Source organism: Rhizobium freirei PRF 81, assembly GCF_000359745.1.
Lineage (GTDB): Bacteria > Pseudomonadota > Alphaproteobacteria > Rhizobiales > Rhizobiaceae > Rhizobium > Rhizobium freirei.
This window is the reverse complement of record NZ_AQHN01000084.1, coordinates 1-19,156: the sequence shown is the minus strand read 5'-3', so window position 1 is coordinate 19,156 and position 19,156 is coordinate 1. Positions and strand designations below refer to the sequence as shown.

The following is a 19,156-nucleotide window of genomic DNA, read 5'->3' as shown; positions in this document are numbered from 1 at the left end:
ACCTACCTCGCCCGATGGGTGTTGAAGAATTTAAGCTGGATCGCATAAAGCGCCAGAGTGACAAGCAGCAAGACAAAGGCCGCAGCTCCGCCCATACCCCAGTCGACAAGTGACTGAACAAACTGCGCAACAAGCTCGGCGAGCATCATATTGGCGGTTCCGCCCAGCAATGCCGGCGTCACGTAGTATCCAAGCGACATCACGAAGACCATCAGCGCACCGGCGGCAACGCCCGGCAAAGACAACGGCAGCAAGACCTGCGTGAAACATTGGCGCTTATTGGCCCCACACAGTGCTGCCGCTCGCAATATGCCGGGATCGATCGAGCGCAGAACGCCCATAAGCGGCAGGATGACGAAGGGCAGCATGATGTAAGTCATGCCAATAGTCACACCAACGAGATTGTTGACGAGAGCAAGCGGCTTGTCGATCAATCCAAGCCCCATCAGCAGCTTGTTGACGACGCCCGTCCGCTGCAGCAGCACCATCCAGGCGTAAGTTCTGGCCAGAAGGTTCGTCCACATGGACAGAATGATGATCGCCAGAACCAGCCGCGACCAGCGCTCGGGCATGATGGCGAGCAGCCATGCGATCGGGTAGCCAATAACGATCGACACGATCGTTACTAGGCCCGCTACCAGGAAGGTATTGAGGAAAACCCGCAGGTATGTTGTCGAGCCGAGCAGTGCGGCGTAGTTCTGCAGCCCGAGCTGCGGCTCGAATACGCTCCGCATCAGGAGCATGCAGACCGGGACGATAAAGAACAACGCGATGATGAGAAGCGCCGGCAGAAGATATCCGAAGCTACCTTGCCGTGGCGATTTCCGTATCGCGCTGCCGATCGTTGCCGTTAGAGCCATTTGCACCTCCAGGGATTCTGGCGATCTCGACGGCCCGGCGGTGCCGGACCGTCGACAGACAAGCCATGAGCTACTTACTTCGCCTGCCAGGCATACCAGCGCGTACCGATCTCATCTCGGTGCTGCGCCCAGTAGTTCATGTCCGCGTTGACCTGCGATGCCGCCTGCTGGTCGGGCAGCGATTTGCGCAGGGCGGGATCCATCAGTTCAGGCGAGCCGAGATTGATCGGCGCATAGCTGGTTTTTGCGGCAAACTTGGCCTGTGCGTCGGCGCTTGTCGCATTGGCGATGAACTTCATCGCCGCCTCCTTGTTCTTCGCACCCTTCGGAACGACGAGCGCATCTGCTGCCGTGATATTGTTCGTCCAGGACGTTTCGACCTTCACTCCGGTCTGGGCGAGTGCGGTCAGGCGGCCGTTCCAGAAGGATCCAAACGGCGCCTCCGCGGACGCCAGCAACTGCTGCGACTGTGCGCCGCTATCCCACCAGACGATATCCGACTTGATCGTGTCGAGCTTCTTGAAGGCACGGTCGAGATCCAGCGGATAGAGCTTGTCGGCCGGCACGCCGTCGGCCAGAAGCGCTGCCTCGATCACGCCGGGCGCCGACCACTTGTAGAAGGTGCGCTTGCCGGGAAACTTCTTGCTGTCGAACAGGTCTGCCCAGCTTTTCGGGCACGCATCGACGGCATCCTTGTTGCAGCCGATGACGAACGAATAATAGAAGCTGCCGACGGAATAGTCGGTCACGAACCGCGGATCGAGCTTGCTCTTGTCGATGACGGTGAAGTCCAGCTTCTCCAACAGGCCCTTCTTGCCCGCCTGAACCGCGTAGTCGCCTTCGACGTCGACGACATCCCAGCCGACCGCTTTCGCTTCAACCATGGCTTTCAGCTTGCCGTAGTCGGTCGGACCATCCTGCGTTACGTTCACCTTCGCCGCTTTGCTGAAGGTTTCGGCCCAAAATTCCTTTTGGGCATCCTGGGTGGTGCCACCCCAGCTGGTAAACACCATATCCTGCGCCGCAGCGGCTCCGGCAAAACCGAGACCGGCGGTAAGAACTGCAATTGCGAATGTCTTAGTCATGTTCCCACTTTCTTTTTCTGTTGGATAGTTGCTTGCTTCAGATCGGATCTTTTCCGCCGAGCGGCGAAAACGACGCCGGCGACATGATCTTGTTTTCTGCCGTGACGATGAGATCACGTATCTTCGGCAGGAAGGCCTGCCATTCGGGATCGGCCGCCAGCTGCGCGCGCCGTCTCTGGCGGTCATCCAGTGTCGCGTAGCCCCAGATGTGGACGATCTCGTTGATCGGGCCGATCTCCGAGGAGAAATAGCCAATGAGATTGCCGAGATGCCTCTTCTGGATTGCGATCCCGATTTCCCCGACGACCCTCAGATATTCGGGAATGCTGCCGTTCTTCAGACGATAAGTCCTGATCTCGTAATACATGGGCTCACCGCATGACGAAGGGATCGGGGAACGGATCGTCCGAGGTTCTGAGCCAGACGGTCTTGGTTCGCGTAAAATCGAGAGCGGCGACGAGCCCTCCTTCCCGGCCATGGCCGGACGCGCCAAATCCGCCGAAGGGAGCGATCGGCGAAACGGCACGATAGGTGTTGACCCAGACGATACCGGCGCGGATCCTCCTGATCATACGGTGCGCTCGGGCTAGGTTCCGGGTGAAAACGCCGGAAGCCAGGCCGTAGGGAGTGTCGTTTGCCATAGCGACTGCCTCGTCCTCGCTGGCAAAGGAGACGACCGAAAGGACGGGACCGAAAAGTTCGGCTTCGAACGACGGCGCCTTGACGCCGTCGCAATCAATGATCGTCGGCGGGTAATAGAAGCCATCGCCGGCTCGTGCCTTGCCGCCAGTCACGATCCTGGCGCCAGCATCGAGCGACGCAGCCACCACGCTCTCGATATGCGCCCGCTGGCGCGCAGTGCAAAGCGGCCCGACCTCGGTCGCCATATCGAGGGGCGCTCCGATGCGGATCGCTTCGGCCTTTGCCTTCAAGAGGGCAATGAATTTGTCCTTGATGGACGCTTCCACCAGCAGCCGGGAACCGGCAACGCAGCTCTGGCCCGTCGCTGCGAAGATGCCGGCGACCTGGGCGTTGGCGGCACTTTCAAGGTCGGCATCGGCAAACACGATGAAGGGAGACTTGCCGCCGAGCTCCAGCGAGGTGCTGGCAAGGTTTTCAGCGGAGTTGCGAACGACATGGGCCGCGGTCGCAGGCCCGCCGGTAAAGGCGATGTGTGCGACGCCCGGATGACGCGTCAGCGCACTGCCGCAGGACGGCCCAAAGCCGGTAATGATGTTGACAACCCCTTTCGGAAACCCGGCCTCATGCACGAGGCGCGCGAATTCCAGCATGGGCGCCGGTCCGTCTTCGGATGCTTTGACCACCAGCGTGCAACCGGCGGCGAGCGCCGGGCCGATCTTGACGGCGGAAAGGAAAAGCTGGCTGTTCCATGGCACGATGGCAGCGACGACGCCGACCGGTTCGCGGCGGGTCCAGACCTCCATGTCAGCCTTGTCGATCGGCAGGGTCGATCCTTCGATCTTATCAGCGAGCCCGGCATAGTAACGATAATAGTCGGCGACATAGGCAATCTGCGCGGAGGTCTCCCGGATGATCTTGCCGGTATCGAGAGTCTCGAGTTCGGCAAGGCGCGCAGCATTCGCCTGGACGAGATCGGCCAGCTTGAGCAGGAGCTTGCCCCTTGCACTTGCCGTCATGGCCGGCCATTCGCCTGACCAGAGCGCCTGTTCCGCAGCCTTGACCGCGCGGTCGACATCGCCCTCGCGCGCCTCGGGCATGGACGCCCAGACATGGCCCGTTGCCGGATCGAGGCTGTCGAAACGCGCCGAGCCGTCATCAAAAACGCCATCGATATATTGCTGGAACCTCTGCATCTTGAGCCTCACTGAAACGCGGGCATGACGTCGGCGATGAAGCGCTCGAGCGATGCCTTCTTGCGCTCGTAACTCATGCCGGTGTCGATCCAGAACGAGTATTCGTCCCAACCCTGCTTCTCGTAGACCTTCAGGCGGTCGATCACCGTTGCAGCGTTACCGATCGGCATGTTCGCGATCATCCTGTCCGGAGACAGGTTCGCATTCGCGACAAGTTCATCTTCGCTCAATGGCTGAATCAGCCCCTGTTGAATGGGGCGCTCATTTTTGAACCAGGCAAAGAAGTAGTTGTAGTAAATGCTGATTTCTTTGGCCGCCTGCGCGATATCGGCCTCGTCGGAACCGATGTAAGTATGCTGCAGCAGCATGATCTTGGGACGTTTTACATTCGAAGCCTTTTCGCAGGCCGCATTGAAGCGATCCATCAGGCTTGCAATCTCAGCCTCGCCGTTCGCCAGCGGGGTGCACTGCACATTGCAGCCGTTGGCCACTGCAAATTCATGGCTGTTTGGATCTCGCGCGGCGACCCAGATCGGCGGATGCGGCGCCTGAACCGGCTTGGGGGCTGAGGTCGTTGCGGGAAATTTCCAGAATTCGCCGTCATGGGCATAGTCGCCCGCCCAGAGACCCTTGATCGCCGGGATCAGCTCGCGCATCCTCTGTCCCGCGCCCCAGGCGTCGAGCCCCGGCAGCAGCCGCTCATATTCGAAGCTATAGGCTCCACGGGCAATGCCGAGATCCAGGCGACCGCCACTTATGATGTCGGTCATGGCGGCTTCACCGGCAAGCTTGATCGGATGCCAGAATGGGGCGATGACCGTGCCGGTGCCCAGGCGGACGTTTCTCGTACGGCGAGCAAGATCGGCAAGATTGACGAACGGGTTCGGCGCGATGGTGAAATCCATGCCATGGTGTTCGCCGGTCCAGATTGCATGCATACCGCCTTTGTCGGCGATCTCGCAGAGCTGAATGAACTCTTCGTACAGTTCCGGATGGTTCTGGCTGGCATTCAGCCGTTCCATGTGAACGAAAAGCGAGAATTTCATGCGTCACCTTTTTTGGCCACGGCGTGAACCCGGCCCTTTTCGTGGTTGCCAAAATAAATGCCGAAGTTGCCCAGCATGCTTTCCTGCGCGTAGCGCTTCACGGTCTCGCGCACGGCGCTGTCCGAAATTTCGGCAAGCGGAAGGTCTTGAAGCGGGAAAAGCCGGCCGATCTTCGCTCTTCCGGCGCCCAGACTTGCGCGATAGACGATATGCTGGCAGCCGGTCTTCGTATCCTCGTAGATGGAGTATAGAAGGCCAGTCTGGATCTTGAGGCCGATCTCGGCGGCGAATTGCCGTTCGAGAACGTCCATCCCTTCGCTTTCGGCCTTGTCGACAAAGGGGAGCGTCCAGCCGCCCGATACCGCCGGAACGAGAAGAATCTCGCCGGATCGTTCTGCGACTGCGCCGACAGACAGGCTTCCCTCAACATTGGAGAGAAGATCCTTTTCCGTCGCAGCCGGTGTGAAATAGCCGCCGCGGGCGTAACCCAGCCCGGTTTTGCCCGTATTCTCCAGAGCCTCGACACGGCCGATCAATATGACGTGGTCGCCAGCATCAATGCGCTCATGCATGGAGCAGTCGAACCACGCGGCAACGTCGGCAAACACGGGTGAACCGAATGGTCCTGGCGTCCATGCCACAGATGCAAAGCGATCTTCCACGGGGCGGGCAAAGGTATTCGACACATCCTTTTGATCTTCGGACAGAATGTTAACCGCAAAGCCGCGCGCGGTGGTCAGTGTCTGGTAGTTTCGCGAGGTCTTGGCCAAACACACGAGCAGCAACGGCGGGTCGAGCGATACGCTCGTGAAACTATTTGCGGTGAAGCCGATCGGCGCTCCTGCCTCATTCGTCGTCGTCACGACGGTCACGCCAGTGAGAAATGCGCCGAATGCGTCTCTCAGAGCCCTTGCTTCAAGCATTTTGTCCTCCTCGTTAGGCTGTCCAGGTCAGCCAGTTGGCTAAGGCTGCAGTCACCTCATCCGGTGCCGTCAGGTTGACCATGTGACGGTGACCCTTGATGATCGCCGCTCTGCCATTCTGTGTTGCCTTTGCCATATCCTGGGCCATCTCCGGCGTCGAATTCGCGTCGCCGTCACCGGTCAGAAACAAGGCGGGACTGGTGACGGCCGGCCAGCAGTCGCAATAAAACGTATCCCCCGTCGCAAAGGCCCGGTAAGCGGCAGCATATCCGCTCGCATCGACCTGCTGGAGAAGGTTGCGCACTAGGCGGTAGGCATCACTATTCACCTCATCTGGCGCAAACCATCGCCCCAGTGGCGCATCCCGATCGAACGCACCGGTGACTATTTCGTCCGCACGCGCTTCGACGGCCTGCCGGGCTTCGGTTGTTCGCTTGTAGATCCCGTTCAGCAAGGCGATCCGGGAAAGCCGCTCCGGCGCCGTTGCAGCCATCCCGGTCGCGATCAGGGCGCCCATGGAGTGGCCGGCAATATTGACCGCGCCAAGCTCCAGTTCATCGATGACCGCGCCAAACCAAGTCACGAAGTTCGAAAGATCCGGCCTGCCCTTAAGCGGCGCCGAAAATCCGTGACCCGGAAGATCGACCGCGATGATGCGGTGGCGCATCGACAACTGCTCGATCTGCGGTCCCCAGGCCTCGATCCTCATTCCAACACCGTGAATGAGGACGAGGATTTCGCCCCCGCCGCCGCGGTCGATATAGGCCGCGCCGGACGGCGTCTTAGACCGCTGCAGGGTTTGCAACATCGTGACCCAGCTCCTTGAGATCCTGATAGCGATCACCGATGCGATGGTGCGGGCGGCCGCCGATCGAGGCGCCCAGCGCCACGACAATCTCGTCCGCGGCGGGTGCGTCTGGAACTGCGCATTGGATCGTCAGGTAATGCGAGCGGCGCCCTTCATCATTCTTGTCCATGAGCGGGATCATGATCGGGGCATTTGCCGGCCCGCGCGTGTTGCAGAAGGCGAGATAGGATTTGGCGCCAACGGCGGTCCGATAGTGGTTGCCAAAGCGCAGCGTGTGGATGAGTGCCGAGGCGTGTTCGATTTCGCCATCGAGGCCGACGATTGCCGATTTCCCATAGGCTTCGACGATCTCCCCCGAACCGGCGGTGTCGATGATCATCTTCGTAAGCAGCTCGCCAAGAACGGGGGCGACCGCGTGGATCTCGGGCTTTAGATCCTCGATGAAGCCGCGACCGGCCCAGGGATTCTTCAGGACGGCGATGGCGGCGATCAGCTTCAGCGGCACGGCGGCTTCCTTTCCGCCTTCGATATGAGTTGTCTCGACCTGCAACAAAGTCTTGCGAATAAGTGACGCCATCTGCCTCTCCAGTCCATTTATCTGCTCGTATGTTGGTATACCATAATACAACGTGTCAAGAGCTTGTGCGAAATTTCTTTTCGTTCTAAAAAGCCGTCATGAGCCAGAACGCAAACGACCTCGCCGCCCTTCGCATCGATTCGCCACCCGCAACCTTGAGAGAAATTGCGCTTGATCGAATGCGACGGGCGATCATCAACGGCTTGTTCGAACCGGGCGCGCGCCTTGTGGAGCGGACCCTTTGCGAGCAGCTTGGCGTTTCGCGCTCCGTCATTCGGGAAGTGCTCCGGCATCTGGAAGCCGAGGGGCTTGTCGAGATGCTGGCCAAACAGGGCCCGATCGTTGCGCGGCTCGAATGGGATGATGCTCGCCAGATTTATGAGATCCGGGCCTCATTGGAATCCACCGCCGTCGCGGATTGTGCACGAACGGCCGCGGATGGCGTCAAGAGCAGACTTCGTCAGGCGCTGGACGAATTGGATCGCACCTCTCGCCAGCAGTCCCCGCAGGGTATACTTGATGCAACCACCGAGTTTTACCGCATCATTTTTGAATCAGGCGGTCACAACATTGCCTGGGACATTGTCAGCCGCCTGAATAGTCGAATTTCAAGACTTCGTGTGATGACATTGTCCACGATGAACAGAACGACGACGGGTCCGGCCCAGATCCGGAAAATCTTTGCGGCGATCGAACGGAATGAGCCGGAAATTGCAGCCGAAGCTTGCCGAACGCATGTTCAGGCGGCCGCGGCCATTGCGAAAGAGCTGCTGGCGAACACACGCTGAAGGCCACTCGCCGCACCGTGGCCGATACCGACCGGCATCGGACTTCGATGGATCGATCCTTCGAAGGAAGGGACAGGCCAGCATCGGCTTGATGCTGGGCAGGGTTGTCTCGCATGAGCTTCATGAAAGCAATCGTGGCACATCGCGATGCCGGTGGAGGAGCCGTCCACAGCATCAAAAGCGGTCATCAGGAAGCTTCAAACACCTTCGAAACATGTTGAACGGCTCTCGTCACAGCAGCCCTTGCAGGAGCGACTGCGGGGTCCTGCTCTGCCTCGACGACGAGCCAACCTTGATATCCGCTGTCGCGTACGAACCTCGCAAGGGGAGAAAAGTCGATGTTGCCATCACCGGGAACAGTGAACATCCCGCGCCGAACGCCTGTGTTGAAGCTTAGGTCTCGTTGGCGAACCTCATCCATAACCGCGCCTCGAACGTCTTTCAGATGGATGTGAACGATACGGTCTCCGAAACGATCTATAAGTCTTCGGTAGTCGAATCCCCCTCCGGCGCAATGTCCGGTGTCGAGAAGCAAGCCTGTTTCATTGCCGGCGAGATCAAACAGACGGGAGATCTCGCCATATGTCTCCGCGACCATCATGAGGTGATGGTGATAGGCAAGCTTCAGTCCATACTCTCCAAGGAGGCGTATTGAGAACTCGGTCAGACGTGCGGCATATCCGGGCACATCTTCCTTCGGCATGATCATTCGCTGCGACATTGGCTGGTCGAGCGGCGATCCAGGAGACATCATGGCGACCTCCCCGTAGACCATAACCTGGCAGCCCATGGCACGAAGCAGCCTGGCATGGCTTGCTACCGCTGCCATTTCTTCGTCGACACTGCGTTCCGCAAGCTCGCCGGAGTGCCAACCCGAGGCCAGCGAAAGTCCGTAATTCCCCAGCAACGGGCGCAGCACCTCGGCATCGCGTGGAAACTTCCGTCCAAGTTCGATACCCTGATAGCCTGTCCCGGACGCATCAGCGAGGCAGGTTTCCACGGTGATGTCGGCGCCAAGGTCCTCGAGGACATCGTTTGCCCACGATAAGGGACTGACGGCAAGCCGGACCCCCATTGGCAAGGTCTCGATCATATTCACGCTCCCCCGCGGCTGCCCCACAAGTTCAGGACACCTTAATTCTATTCATCTCTGGATTTATGGCTTTTGGGTCCCGTGCTGCTCCCCAGCAACAGAGCGTAAGTGCTGGCGAAACAATGATTTGAATTCTTTGAACGTCTCGAAGCCGAGAGCGTTGGCCATCCGCACGACCGTCGAGGGCGAGACGACGCACTCGTTCGCAAGGGAGCTGATGGTGCCGAAGGCTACGATATCCGGACGAGCCAGAGCTACCCGGGCAACTCGTTCCTGCTGCTCGGGTAGCCTTAGACCCGCTGCTGCGATCATGCCTTTCAGTTCTCTGACATCGTTGGGTTTTTTCATCGTCCGATGCATGCTCATGGAGCAACCCCGTGCGCGATTATGGATGCGAGAGTGGCGCGCTGGGCACCAGCGCGCCGCCATCTCACTTCAGAATGACCGGCTGTTTCTTGGAGACGGATTGGATGCTGGCCAGGGCAATCGCCAACGCGTTGCGAGCATCGAGGCCCGTCGGGCCGTCCTTCAGCGCTCCATCACGCACGGCGTTGACGAAGGAAGCGAGCTGAGCGGTGTAGGCATGGATGAAGTGATCCGTGTCGCGCCGCCAGGTGTCGTTCGAGACGCCGTCCTTGTCGAAGCGGGTCATGCTCGAACGACGCACGTCGCCCATGGTCACCATGCCACCGGAGCCAAAAACTTCGCCCCGGATGTCGTAGCCATAAAGAGCGGAGAAGTTCGCCTCGGCGACTGCGATGGAGCCGTTGTCGAAGCGAATGTTCACGACGGCGGTATCGAGGAACCCCTTCTCTCTGGCATCCGGTCGCACAAGCGCGTCCGCCATTGCAAAGACTTCAACCGGCTTGGCACCAGGGTTCAGCCAGAGCAGCGTGTCAAAATCGTGGATGAGGGTCTCGTAGAAGATCGTCCAGAGCGGAATCCTGTCGGGATCGGCGCCGAACGGGCCTGGATCACGCGTCAAGGATCGAATGAGTTGCGGAGCGCCGACCTTGCCGGCGTCGATGGCGGCGCGACCTTCGGCGAAAGCCTGATCCCAGCGGCGGTTGAAGCCGACCTGAAGCGGCACGCCGGCTGAGCGCGCGGCCGCAATGGCCCGATCGGCGTCTTCAAGCGTCAGCGCCATCGGCTTCTCGCAGAATATCGCCTTGCCAGCCTCGGCGGCCTGAACGACGATATTGGAGTGGAACCGGGCGGGCGTGGCGATGATGACGGCATCGAGACCAGGATGCGCGAGAAGATCCGCAACGTCGGTGTACGAGGTATCGGCGCCGAGTTTATCCGCGAGCTTTGCCGCGGCACCGGGCGCCGGATCGGCGATGGCGACAAGTTCAGCGTCGACCAGCCGCCTGGCGATGGTTTCACCATGGAAGGAGCCGATACGGCCGGCACCGATGAGGCCGACATTGACGGGTTTAATCTTGGGCATGGAGTTTGTCCTGTGAGTTTATGATGTCAGATTGTGAATGCGGTGCGGAATGCCGAGAGCGCTGCATCGGCGTCGCCGGCAGCCCAGGCTTCCATGCCGATCGGACCTGTATAGCCCATCGCTTTCAGCGCTTTCGCGATGCCATTCCAGTTGACCTCACCAGTGCCCGGCTCGCAGCGGCCCGGCACATCGGCGACCTGAATCTCTCCAATCCACGGCAGGCACTTTCGGCAAAGCTCGATCAGATTTCCTTCGCCGATCTGCGCGTGATAGAGATCGAGGTTGAGACGCAGCCGAGGATGGTCGATGCTGGAAACGAGCGCCAGCGTATCCTCGGCCCGGCCGAAGGGCACACCTGGGTGATCGACGGGAAGGTTCAGGTTCTCAAGCGTGAAGACGACGCCTTCTGCCTCGGCCAGATCGACGATCCGACGCAGGGTGTCGCGGGCCTTCAGCCACATCGCTCCCGTGACCATTTCGATCGGCTGTACGGGCAAGCCGCGATCGCCAAGCCCGGTGCCATGGAGGTTCAGTCGCTGGACACCGAGGCGCTTGCCGACCTGCGCCGTCTCGCGCGCTGTTCTCAGAAGTTCGTCGGCCCCTTCATCATCGGTGAGACGACCGGTGAGATAGCCATTCATGATCGTGAAAGTCGCGCCCGTCGCCTCCAGCTTGGCAATGTCATGTTCCGGCCAGTTCCACAGGCCGACACCAAAGCCCATTTCCTTGAGACGCGTGGCGCGCCACTCGATGGGCTTGTCACGCCACAGCATCTCGGCACAGGCGGCCAATGGGAAGAAAGTCGTGGGAGCAGTCATGGGTTTTACCTTGTTGATGGATATGAAGATCCGTGGCGCGGCGCACGTGCGCCGAACCGAATGGCTGTTCTGGAATGTTCGATCAGACGGTTCCGCCGAGCTCCTCGGAGAGGGACTGCAGCTCCTTGCCGCCTGCCATCAAATTCTGAAGGCCATCCAGATCGATTTCGCTCTTGGCAAAGGTGCCGAGCGTCTTTCCGCGGTTGAGTGCAGTGAACCTGTTGCCCACCGCATAGGCGTGGCGAACATTGTGTGTGATGAAGATGACCCCGAGCCCTTTGCTACGGACCTGGTCGATGTACTTCAGGACCATCGAGGTTTGGGCAACGCCGAGCGCCGAGGTCGGCTCATCAAGAATGAGAACCTTAGCACCGAAATAGACGGCGCGCGCGATGGCGACACACTGGCGCTCGCCGCCGGATAGCGTGCCGACTGCCTGGTCCGGCTCGCGGACATCGATGCCGATCTTGCGCATCTCGTCGCGCGTCACGTTGCTGGCGAAGTCCATGTCCATATGCTTGAACGGGCCGAAGCCTTTCAGGGGCTCACGTCCCATGAAGAAGTTCCGGGTCACCGACATCAGGGGGATCATCGCAAGATCCTGATAAACGGTGGCAATGCCGGCGTCGAGCGCGTCACGCGGGCCGTTGAACGTCCGCGGCTGCCCCTCGACAAGGAACTCTCCCGATGTCGGCTTGAACACGCCCGACAGCGTGTTGATGAGCGTGGACTTGCCGGCTCCATTGTCACCGAGAAGGCAGAGGACTTCGCCGGCATTGACACTCAACGAGACGCCATTAAGGGCGATGATCGAGCCGAAGTGCTTGACGAGGTTCTTCACCTCGACGATGGGCGTCTGAGACGTGCTCATCAGCGTTCTCCCGTAACGCGTTTGCGGATGACATTGTTGAAGATGACGGCCGTCAAAAGCATGCCGCCAAGGAAGACGAGGTACCAATCCTGATCGATCGACGTGTAGGTCAAGCCGATCAGAACCATGCCGAAGACGATAGATCCGAAGAATGCACCGATCGCAGACCCATAGCCGCCGGTCAGGAGGCAGCCGCCGATGACGGCCGCGATGATTGCCTCGAATTCCTTCTGGAAGCCGCGGCGGGCGTCCGTCGATCCGGCGTCGAGCACCGTCAGGATTGCGACGAGCGTGGCGCACATTGCAGTGACAATGAAGAGTGTCGTCTTGACGCGGGCGACCGGAACGCCGGACTTGCGTGCGGCGCGCGGATCGCCGCCGGACGCAAAGATCCAGTTGCCGAAGCGCGTCCGCAGGAGAACCCATGTGGCAGCCAGCGCGATCAGGATGAACCACAGGATCTCCACCGGGATGCCGGGAACCTTCGGCGCCCCGCTTGGAAAGGTCTCAATGATGCCTCGGCTTCCGAGCCAGGAGAACAGTCCCGTAAACGCCTCGCCCGAAAAGAGAGGCGCGAGCGGACTGTTGGCAGCTGCTTCCTTCATGCCCCGCAGCTGTGTTGCACCACCGCTTGCCCATTTGAGCCCGACCAATGTCAGGCCGCGCAGGATGAACAGAAAGGCGAGAGTGACGATGAACGAGGGAAGACCGGTGCGCATCGTGAGCTGCGCATTCGTGACACCGATTGCCACAGCGAATCCCATGGCAATCAGGATTGCGACGCTGAGCGGCAGGTTGAGAACCACGAGAGCAGTGCCGAACACCAGGCCTGCAAACGCAACCATCGATCCGATCGACAGGTCGAACTCGCCCCCGATCATCAGCAGAGCAGCGCCGATGGCAAGGATTCCGAGCTGGGCGGCCGGGGCCATGAAGTTGATTATGCCGGCCAGCGTAAACATGGCGGGGTTGGCGGTGAAGAAGAAAAAGATAGTGACGAGCACCAGTCCAGCGACTGCGCCGAGTTCCGGACGCCGCAGCAGCGCGGTCATCGTCGAAACCTTTTTCAGCCGCTCGTCGGATCGGGCCGAGGTCCCGTTCTGTTCGTTGGCCAGCGTCATGGGTTCGTTCCTCAGATTGTTCGTTGTCTTTGCGCGCCACAGCATTCAGCGGACGAGGTCGTGCAGAAAGGCAAGCGTGGCTGTTAGGGCAGCTCCCGCCGTAGCGGGAACTGCGACGGCTCCGGCCTAGCGGATGCCCCGGGAGGATTTTTCGATGACCTTGGCCGCCGTGTCCTTCTCGACGAAGCTCGGGCCAGACGCGACGTTGCCTGCCGGCATCGTGCCGTAACGCGAATTCGTTGCGAGGAAGGTCACCGGCAGATAGCCCTGGAGATAAGGCTGCTGGTCGACGGCGAACAAAGCCTTGCCGTCAGCCACCGCCTTGAGGAAGCCTGCCGACAGGTCGTAGGACGCGACCTTCACCTTGTCGCCAACGCCCGTCTTCTCGACGACTGCGACGGCGCGTTCGCCGACCAGCGGAGCCGATAGACCGAGGACGACGTCGATCGACGGATCGGAGGTGAGTGCAGCCTTAATCTTGGCTTCGATCTCGGCCGGATCGGCTGTCGTCGGCAGCACTGTCACCTTGCCGCCTTCGAAGCCTTTCTCCGTTCCTGCACAACGCTGGTCGAGAGCAGCGTTGCCGACTTCCTGATTGACGCACAGAACATGCTTCAGGCCGAGGGACTTCAGCTTTGCTCCGACCTTGATACCGGCTGGAAGTTCGTCCTGGCCGACATGCAGCTTGATGCCGAGCTTTTCGGCGGCAGAGATACCGGAGTTCATGGAGATGACCGGAATGCCGGCAGCAACAGCCTTGCGGATCGCCGGACCGAGAGCATCCGGATCAGGGTCCGAGATGACGATCCCGGCGGGATTCTGGTTGGCAGCGGCTTCGATGAGCTGGCCCATGGCGACCATATCGAAGGTTTCGGGGGCGCGGTAGTCCACCCTGACATTGCTGTCCTTGCCGGCCTGCATCATGCCGTTCTTGACGATGGACCAGAACGGGTCTGATGCCTGGCCGTGCGTGACGGCGATGATCGTCGGTTGGTCCTGCGCTCGCACAGCCGTTGAACAAGAGACGGCGATCCCCGCGGCAAGAATGCCATGGGCGAGTTTGCTGAGAATAGATTTCATGTCGTTCCTCCTCCTTGTGCCGCCCGCTCCTCAGGTCGGCAAAAATGCGATTGCTACCGGGTGCAAAAGTCTTGCTACCGGGTGCAAGCAGGTGCATCATAGGCGCGAATAAGGTAAAAGCAAGCATTCATTTCACCGAAATCAGAAAATAGAATGTTTGTTCTATTTTTCCGGAGGCAGCATGCGAAAGCGCGACACGGTCAGGCGAACTACGGCAAAAGAAGTCGCGGCCGCAGCCGGAGTGTCGAAATGGACCGTCATTCGTGCGTTCACGCCCGGATCGTCGATCACCGAGGAAAGCAAGCGGCGCGTCATGGAGGCGGCCGCAGCACTGAATTACTCGCCGAACCTTCTTGCGCGTAGCCTTGCAACCAATTCCACGCGGCAGGTCGCGGTGTTTGTGGACGACTTTCGCAACCCCCAGAAGCTGCCATTCCTTGAAACGTTGACGGAGCGCCTGCAGGCCGCCGGCCTTGTGGTAATGCTCATTAATATCAACAACCACTTCGATCACGTGCATGCCCTGTTGCACGCGGACCAGCGGCAGGTTGACGCCGTCATTCTTTTTGGCACCGCGTTTCGCGACGAGACGCTGGCGGATCGGAAACTCGGCCATGGGATGCCGCCAATGTTCGTCCTGGCACGGGATAGCCAGATCGAAGGCGTCCCTGCGGTCGTTTGTGACGCGGAGTTGGCTCTCCGGGAAATCGTCGATCATCTGCACGAAAAAGGGTATCGGCGGCCCGGCTTCATGAGCGGCGCAACCGCACTCTCGACTGCACTGAGACGCCGGCAGCACTTCACAGACTTCTGGGCGGAGAAAGGCGTCGACAAAATCGAATTGCTCTCCGCCGAAAAATATAGCGCCGAGGCCGGAGCAACATCGGTCCACGAGTATCTGTCTCGGACCGCACCCGCCGAGCGGGTCGACGTTCTTATGTGCGAAAACGATATCCTGGCATTGGGAGCCATGGACGAGATCCGCGGGAAGTTCGGCCTAAGAGTGCCTGAAGACATCGCGATCGTAGGCTTTGATAACTACGAACTCGGAGGCTCGTCCGCCTACAGTCTCACAACATACGAGCAGCCTCGCTTCGAAATGGTCGAGGCGATCATTGGGATGATTGTCGGAACTACGGAAGCCGAAACGGTTACTCTGCCGGGTAAGATGATCATCCGAAATTCAACATGACGTCCGCCAGGGCCAAATGCGATGCCTGCCCGACCTGAGAGATGGGTGACGGAATGTACCGGAGACGCGGTTAACATCTTTTGCTTTGCGGGGGGTGTTGATGCCGCGGAGAGAGACTTCGGTGATGGAGGAACAGCGGCTCGCCCAGCACCGGCTACAAGATCTTCAATCGCGACAAGGATGGAGGCTTGGAGGCGCCGACAGACGCTCGCTGAGACCGGTGCGCTATGCTGACCAGTTGCCCGAGCCGGTCGAGGCAATGATCGTGCGGCTCAAGAAAGGCAAGCCGCATTGGGGCGCTGGCAAGATCTGGGAATTGCTGATGCCGTATTTGTCGCAAGCGCCACCGGTTAAGTCGGCTCTGCCGTGGCGAATGACGTGCTAGCGATGTCGATTTCAGAGAAAAGCGGCGCGTCCGAGACGCGCCGCTTCGAGATTTGGGAGCCGGCGAAACAGCGTCAGGCGCCAGCGGTTTGCGCATGGGTCGCTAGCTGCTCGTCATGATTGTTGAACAGCACGTGGACGGCGTCGTGACCTGTCGGCGCGTAATTCTGCAGTGTGGCGACCACATGGGTTTCAGAGCCAGTGTTGATGCTGATCTTCGTCGAATTGGTTGCGGTATCGACCGCCGCCGTCATCGACGCGACAGCACTCGCCTCGGTCATGCCCGGATGTTCGCCGACCAGCGCATTCAGCAGGTTCGAAACATCCAGACGGTCGCCCTCTCCCTTCGGGCTGAAGTCGGTGATGACGTCGGCCATGTTGAGATTATGCAGGGCCTGGGCATCGAGCACGAAGGTATCGGCGCCAGCGCCGCCGGTCATGGTGAAGCCGCCGCCGCTCGTCAGCGTGTCGTTGCCGTCTGTACCATAAAGGTGGCCGATCCCACTGAAGTCGATCTCGGCAGACGAGCCGTCATGGCCGAGCGCGAAGTCGCTGGCCGAGTAGTCGCCGGCAAGACTGATAGTGGCCGTGTGGGCACCGTCGGTGACCGTCAACACGCCGCCGGTCTTCGCCGCGTTTTCAGCGTAGGAGAAGCTGGCGGTTGCGGCAGAAATGTCGCCAAACCGCAGCACGTCATTGCCGTCGAGGCCGGCGATCGTGCCTGTGAAGGCCGCCGCGTGATCGATGGTAACAGTCGCCTGCGCATCCTTGCTCAGGCTGATCGCTTCGCTGAACGAGCCGCCGATTTCGAGGCCGGCATGACCCGACACCAGCACGCTGCCGCTGCCGCTGACATTGCCTTCGAGATGGACGCTGCTGCCGTTCGCCCACAATAGGCCGTCATTCACGACGCCGCTGTGGATGTCGAGGCCGCCGGTTCCGGTTGCCTCCAGCGTGCCGGCGTTCTTCACCGCGTTGACGCCGGTGTCGATGACAAGCGCGTGGCTGCCATCGGCAATGATCGTGCCCTGGTTGACCAGCGTCAGGTGACCGTCGCCGAGCTGGCCGGCGCCGGAGATGGTGTTGTCGACATTGGTCAGCGTGACATTGTCGCCGCTGCCGAAGATGACGTTGGATGCGTTGTCGGACAACGTCACCGTGCCGCCGCCGGTCAGCGTGAGGCCGTGCTGCACGATTTCGAAGGACGTCCCGCCGCCTGTCGAGGCGAGATGAATGCTACCGGTGTTGTCGAGCGTGCCGCTGAATGGCATCAGCGCGCTATCGCCAAGCACCATGTCGCCGGTATTATGCGTCACCACTGCCTCGTTGAAGAGGAAGTCATTCGCAGTGAGCGCTGCGGCGCTGACACCTGCCAGGGTGATGGTCTCGCCATCGCCGAGGGTAATGACGGCATTGCCCGACGCATCGCTCGACAGATGGGCCTGAACATCCGCGAAGCTATTAAAACCTGCGAAGCCGATCAGGTCGATCTTGTCATGTGCCGTATCGAAATTGTGCACGACATCTTTGCCGATGGTGTTGGCAAAGACCAGCGTGTCGTTGCCGCTCGAAGCGGTGAGCGTATCGTCGCCCGACCAGGCGAAAATCGGCGAACCCTTGGCATAGGCTTCGACGTTGTCAGCCACAATGGCCAAGCCGGTCGAGCCATCCGCATTTGTCCAGGTCTCGGTGACCTGAAGAACCACCGCACCGGTGACGCCATCGGGCGAGGTGACCGTCAGCGACGACGGATCGTTCGTCACCACGGACCAGGTGCCATCGGCGTTAAGGACGCCTTCGCTGAGCACCCAGCCGGCGGGAAGGCCGGCAACGCTCAAGGTGACCGCACCGACGTGGTGCGACGGATCTGAGAGCGCAAGGTTGATGGCCTCGCCGGAGGTGCCGGCGGGCTTGAAATCCAAAGAGCTGGCTGCTCCGGAATTACCGGCCAGATCCGTATAGCTGCCGCTTGCGATCGACGCAGTCTTCCAGCCGTTGTTGCCGGAAGCATAATTCACCGTGTAGACGTCCTGCCCGAAACCGTTCAGGCCAACATGTGTGAAGTTGGAGAGCGTATAATTGCTGGCGCCCCCGATGTCCGAAAGGGTAAAGCCGGACACCGCCTCGCTGAAGGTGAAGGTCAGGCGGCTGCTTCCGCTATTTTGCGTTATGGCGACCGTCGGCGCCGTCGTATCGATCTTGATATTATACGCGTTGCTCGGCGATAGCGGGGTGGTGACGCCCCCATCCGTGATTGAGGCCCGGAAATTGTAATTCGATCCGTTGGCCAGGGTCGGCGTGGTAATATCGACATACCCATTGCTGATATTGGTCGACGTTAGCGCGACCGCCGTGCCAAGCGCGATCGTGCCGTTATACAGCTGCACCGTATCCCCGCTGATGGCACTAGTTCCGGTCAGGCTCACGCGGATGCCAAGGTTGGTGTCATCGGTAATCGCACCATTCGCAAGGCTACCTTGGATCGAGCCGACGTCGTCGGTGACGCTGCTGATGCTCGGCGCAGATACCGGTTCGTTGGTGCCGTGGATGGTCACAGCGATATCCTGAGAAGCCGTCCCGTCTGCGGATGCTACGGTCAGCTTGTCCGTCACCGTCTGGCCGCTGTTCAATGCCTGCACATTCGACGCGGAATTGTTGAGCGTGTAACCCCACGCACCGGTCGCCGCATTGAAGGTGAACGTACCATAGGTACCGGTCAGCGATGACGGCGCCTGGAAGTGGTTCTGGCCATTGTCCACGTCGGCAACGGTCAGCACACCATTCGTCGTCAATTGGCCATCCTCGGTGACCGAACCGGTCGCCGTACCCGAGATCGAGGCGGCATCGTTGGTGCCGTTGACCGCCACGACGACCGTCTGCGTCGTGATGCCGCCCTGGCCGTCGCTCAGCCGAACCGTGAAGCTTTCCTGCGGATGATCCGAGACATTCAGCGGCTCCGCCTTCGACTGATCCAGCACGTAGGTCCAGGTGCCGTTCGCGCCGACGCTCAGCGTGCCATATGCGCCGGTAACGGACCCATTCCCATTGGCCGTTTGGCCAAGACCCGCAGCCACCGACCAGGTCAAAGAGGAGCTATCAATATCAGCGCCGGTCAGATGGCCGGAAGCCGTATTGTGAGCGCTGTCGTTGGCAACGCCGATACCAGCTTCGGTCACTTGACCGCTGGCACTGTCGCCATTGGCGATCGTGATCGTCGGCGCGTCA

18 protein-coding genes and 1 pseudogene are annotated in these 19,156 nt (G+C 60.2%); 3 read left to right on the top strand and 16 right to left on the bottom strand.

The features are described from left to right. Positions 1-2: 2 nt before the first annotated feature. The 8 genes from RHSP_RS23530 to RHSP_RS23495 form a co-directional block, all read right to left on the bottom strand. Positions 3-860 (bottom strand): ABC transporter permease, encoded by an 858-nt coding sequence (locus RHSP_RS23530; RefSeq protein WP_004124243.1) that lies wholly within the window; start codon positions 858-860, stop codon positions 3-5. Positions 861-934: 74 nt separating this feature from the next. Continuing rightward, positions 935-1,945, bottom strand: coding sequence for an ABC transporter substrate-binding protein (locus RHSP_RS23525; RefSeq protein ID WP_037154111.1), 1,011 nt, complete (start codon positions 1,943-1,945; stop codon positions 935-937). Positions 1,946-1,982: 37 nt separating this feature from the next. Next, on the bottom strand, positions 1,983-2,312 hold the full coding sequence (locus tag RHSP_RS23520; RefSeq protein WP_037154108.1) for an NIPSNAP family protein: 330 nt from the start codon (positions 2,310-2,312) through the stop codon (positions 1,983-1,985). Positions 2,313-2,316: 4 nt separating this feature from the next. Further along, the gene (locus tag RHSP_RS23515) at positions 2,317-3,780 is read right to left on the bottom strand and encodes an aldehyde dehydrogenase (protein ID WP_037154106.1); all 1,464 of its coding nucleotides are present in this window, start codon (positions 3,778-3,780) and stop codon (positions 2,317-2,319) included. A gap of 8 nt (positions 3,781-3,788) precedes the next feature. After that, on the bottom strand, positions 3,789-4,826 hold the full coding sequence (locus RHSP_RS23510; protein WP_037154104.1) for an LLM class flavin-dependent oxidoreductase: 1,038 nt from the start codon (positions 4,824-4,826) through the stop codon (positions 3,789-3,791). Continuing rightward, positions 4,823-5,749: a flavin reductase gene (locus RHSP_RS23505; RefSeq protein WP_004124237.1), complete on the bottom strand. Its 927-nt coding sequence runs from the start codon at positions 5,747-5,749 to the stop codon at positions 4,823-4,825. Before RHSP_RS23505 ends, RHSP_RS23510 begins: the two co-directional genes overlap by 4 nt. Positions 5,750-5,762: 13 nt before the next feature. After that, positions 5,763-6,557, bottom strand: a complete 795-nt coding sequence (locus RHSP_RS23500) for an alpha/beta fold hydrolase (protein ID WP_004124234.1) — start codon at positions 6,555-6,557, stop codon at positions 5,763-5,765. Beyond that, positions 6,532-7,134: an amino acid synthesis family protein gene (locus RHSP_RS23495; protein ID WP_004124232.1), complete on the bottom strand. Its 603-nt coding sequence runs from the start codon at positions 7,132-7,134 to the stop codon at positions 6,532-6,534. Before RHSP_RS23495 ends, RHSP_RS23500 begins: the two co-directional genes overlap by 26 nt. A gap of 98 nt (positions 7,135-7,232) precedes the next feature. On the opposite strand from RHSP_RS23495, the gene RHSP_RS23490 reads away from it, so the two are divergent. Next, complete coding sequence (locus tag RHSP_RS23490; RefSeq protein ID WP_004124230.1) at positions 7,233-7,922, top strand: GntR family transcriptional regulator; 690 nt, start codon at positions 7,233-7,235, stop codon at positions 7,920-7,922. A gap of 187 nt (positions 7,923-8,109) precedes the next feature. Here the strand turns inward: RHSP_RS23490 and iolE are convergent, their stop codons facing one another. The 7 genes from iolE to RHSP_RS23455 all read right to left on the bottom strand — a co-directional run bounded on the left by iolE (position 8,110) and on the right by RHSP_RS23455 (position 14,355). Next, positions 8,110-9,015 carry a myo-inosose-2 dehydratase gene (gene iolE / locus RHSP_RS23485; RefSeq protein ID WP_004124227.1) on the bottom strand — a complete coding sequence of 302 codons (906 nt, stop codon included), beginning with the start codon at positions 9,013-9,015 and terminating at the stop codon, positions 8,110-8,112. Positions 9,016-9,078: 63 nt separating this feature from the next. Beyond that, entirely contained in the window at positions 9,079-9,381 is a 303-nt protein-coding gene (locus RHSP_RS23480) for a MurR/RpiR family transcriptional regulator (RefSeq protein ID WP_037154510.1), read from the bottom strand. Between the two features lie 64 nt (positions 9,382-9,445). Continuing rightward, positions 9,446-10,465, bottom strand: a complete 1,020-nt coding sequence (locus RHSP_RS23475) for a Gfo/Idh/MocA family oxidoreductase (RefSeq protein ID WP_037154101.1) — start codon at positions 10,463-10,465, stop codon at positions 9,446-9,448. 26 nt (positions 10,466-10,491) lie between these two features. Further along, positions 10,492-11,283, bottom strand: coding sequence for a TIM barrel protein (locus RHSP_RS23470; RefSeq protein WP_004124218.1), 792 nt, complete (start codon positions 11,281-11,283; stop codon positions 10,492-10,494). Positions 11,284-11,365: 82 nt separating this feature from the next. Continuing rightward, a complete protein-coding gene (locus RHSP_RS23465) occupies positions 11,366-12,154 on the bottom strand; it encodes an ATP-binding cassette domain-containing protein (protein WP_004124215.1) in 789 nt (262 codons plus the stop codon). Next, positions 12,154-13,275 carry an ABC transporter permease gene (locus RHSP_RS23460; RefSeq protein WP_004124212.1) on the bottom strand — a complete coding sequence of 374 codons (1,122 nt, stop codon included), beginning with the start codon at positions 13,273-13,275 and terminating at the stop codon, positions 12,154-12,156. Before RHSP_RS23460 ends, RHSP_RS23465 begins: the two co-directional genes overlap by 1 nt. Positions 13,276-13,401: 126 nt before the next feature. Then, positions 13,402-14,355 (bottom strand): sugar ABC transporter substrate-binding protein, encoded by a 954-nt coding sequence (locus RHSP_RS23455; protein WP_004124209.1) that lies wholly within the window; start codon positions 14,353-14,355, stop codon positions 13,402-13,404. A 181-nt stretch (positions 14,356-14,536) separates the two neighbouring features. On the opposite strand from RHSP_RS23455, the gene RHSP_RS23450 reads away from it, so the two are divergent. Beyond that, positions 14,537-15,547 (top strand): LacI family DNA-binding transcriptional regulator, encoded by a 1,011-nt coding sequence (locus RHSP_RS23450; protein WP_004124206.1) that lies wholly within the window; start codon positions 14,537-14,539, stop codon positions 15,545-15,547. A 140-nt stretch (positions 15,548-15,687) separates the two neighbouring features. Next, positions 15,688-15,884: pseudogene (locus RHSP_RS36080) on the top strand (helix-turn-helix domain-containing protein); the annotation flags it as partial. A 121-nt stretch (positions 15,885-16,005) separates the two neighbouring features. On the opposite strand, the gene RHSP_RS33185 reads toward RHSP_RS36080, so the two are convergent. Continuing rightward, positions 16,006-19,156 (bottom strand): VCBS domain-containing protein (locus RHSP_RS33185; RefSeq protein WP_157385416.1); only part of this gene is annotated, 3,151 nt, incomplete at its 5' end.

Excerpts from the sequence above, each read along its gene's own strand:
- RHSP_RS23530 (WP_004124243.1), bottom strand. The coding sequence starts at position 860 with ATGGCTCTAACGGCAACGATCGGCAGCGCGATACGGAAATCGCCACGG.
- RHSP_RS23525 (WP_037154111.1), bottom strand. The coding sequence starts at position 1,945 with ATGACTAAGACATTCGCAATTGCAGTTCTTACCGCCGGTCTCGGTTTT.
- RHSP_RS23520 (WP_037154108.1), bottom strand. The coding sequence starts at position 2,312 with ATGTATTACGAGATCAGGACTTATCGTCTGAAGAACGGCAGCATTCCC.
- RHSP_RS23515 (WP_037154106.1), bottom strand. The coding sequence starts at position 3,780 with ATGCAGAGGTTCCAGCAATATATCGATGGCGTTTTTGATGACGGCTCG.
- RHSP_RS23510 (WP_037154104.1), bottom strand. The coding sequence starts at position 4,826 with ATGAAATTCTCGCTTTTCGTTCACATGGAACGGCTGAATGCCAGCCAG.
- RHSP_RS23505 (WP_004124237.1), bottom strand. The coding sequence starts at position 5,749 with ATGCTTGAAGCAAGGGCTCTGAGAGACGCATTCGGCGCATTTCTCACT.
- RHSP_RS23500 (WP_004124234.1), bottom strand. The coding sequence starts at position 6,557 with ATGTTGCAAACCCTGCAGCGGTCTAAGACGCCGTCCGGCGCGGCCTAT.
- RHSP_RS23495 (WP_004124232.1), bottom strand. The coding sequence starts at position 7,134 with ATGGCGTCACTTATTCGCAAGACTTTGTTGCAGGTCGAGACAACTCAT.
- RHSP_RS23490 (WP_004124230.1), top strand. The coding sequence starts at position 7,233 with ATGAGCCAGAACGCAAACGACCTCGCCGCCCTTCGCATCGATTCGCCA.
- iolE (WP_004124227.1), bottom strand. The coding sequence starts at position 9,015 with ATGATCGAGACCTTGCCAATGGGGGTCCGGCTTGCCGTCAGTCCCTTA.
- RHSP_RS23480 (WP_037154510.1), bottom strand. The coding sequence starts at position 9,381 with ATGAGCATGCATCGGACGATGAAAAAACCCAACGATGTCAGAGAACTG.
- RHSP_RS23475 (WP_037154101.1), bottom strand. The coding sequence starts at position 10,465 with ATGCCCAAGATTAAACCCGTCAATGTCGGCCTCATCGGTGCCGGCCGT.
- RHSP_RS23470 (WP_004124218.1), bottom strand. The coding sequence starts at position 11,283 with ATGACTGCTCCCACGACTTTCTTCCCATTGGCCGCCTGTGCCGAGATG.
- RHSP_RS23465 (WP_004124215.1), bottom strand. The coding sequence starts at position 12,154 with ATGAGCACGTCTCAGACGCCCATCGTCGAGGTGAAGAACCTCGTCAAG.
- RHSP_RS23460 (WP_004124212.1), bottom strand. The coding sequence starts at position 13,275 with ATGACGCTGGCCAACGAACAGAACGGGACCTCGGCCCGATCCGACGAG.
- RHSP_RS23455 (WP_004124209.1), bottom strand. The coding sequence starts at position 14,355 with ATGAAATCTATTCTCAGCAAACTCGCCCATGGCATTCTTGCCGCGGGG.
- RHSP_RS23450 (WP_004124206.1), top strand. The coding sequence starts at position 14,537 with ATGCGAAAGCGCGACACGGTCAGGCGAACTACGGCAAAAGAAGTCGCG.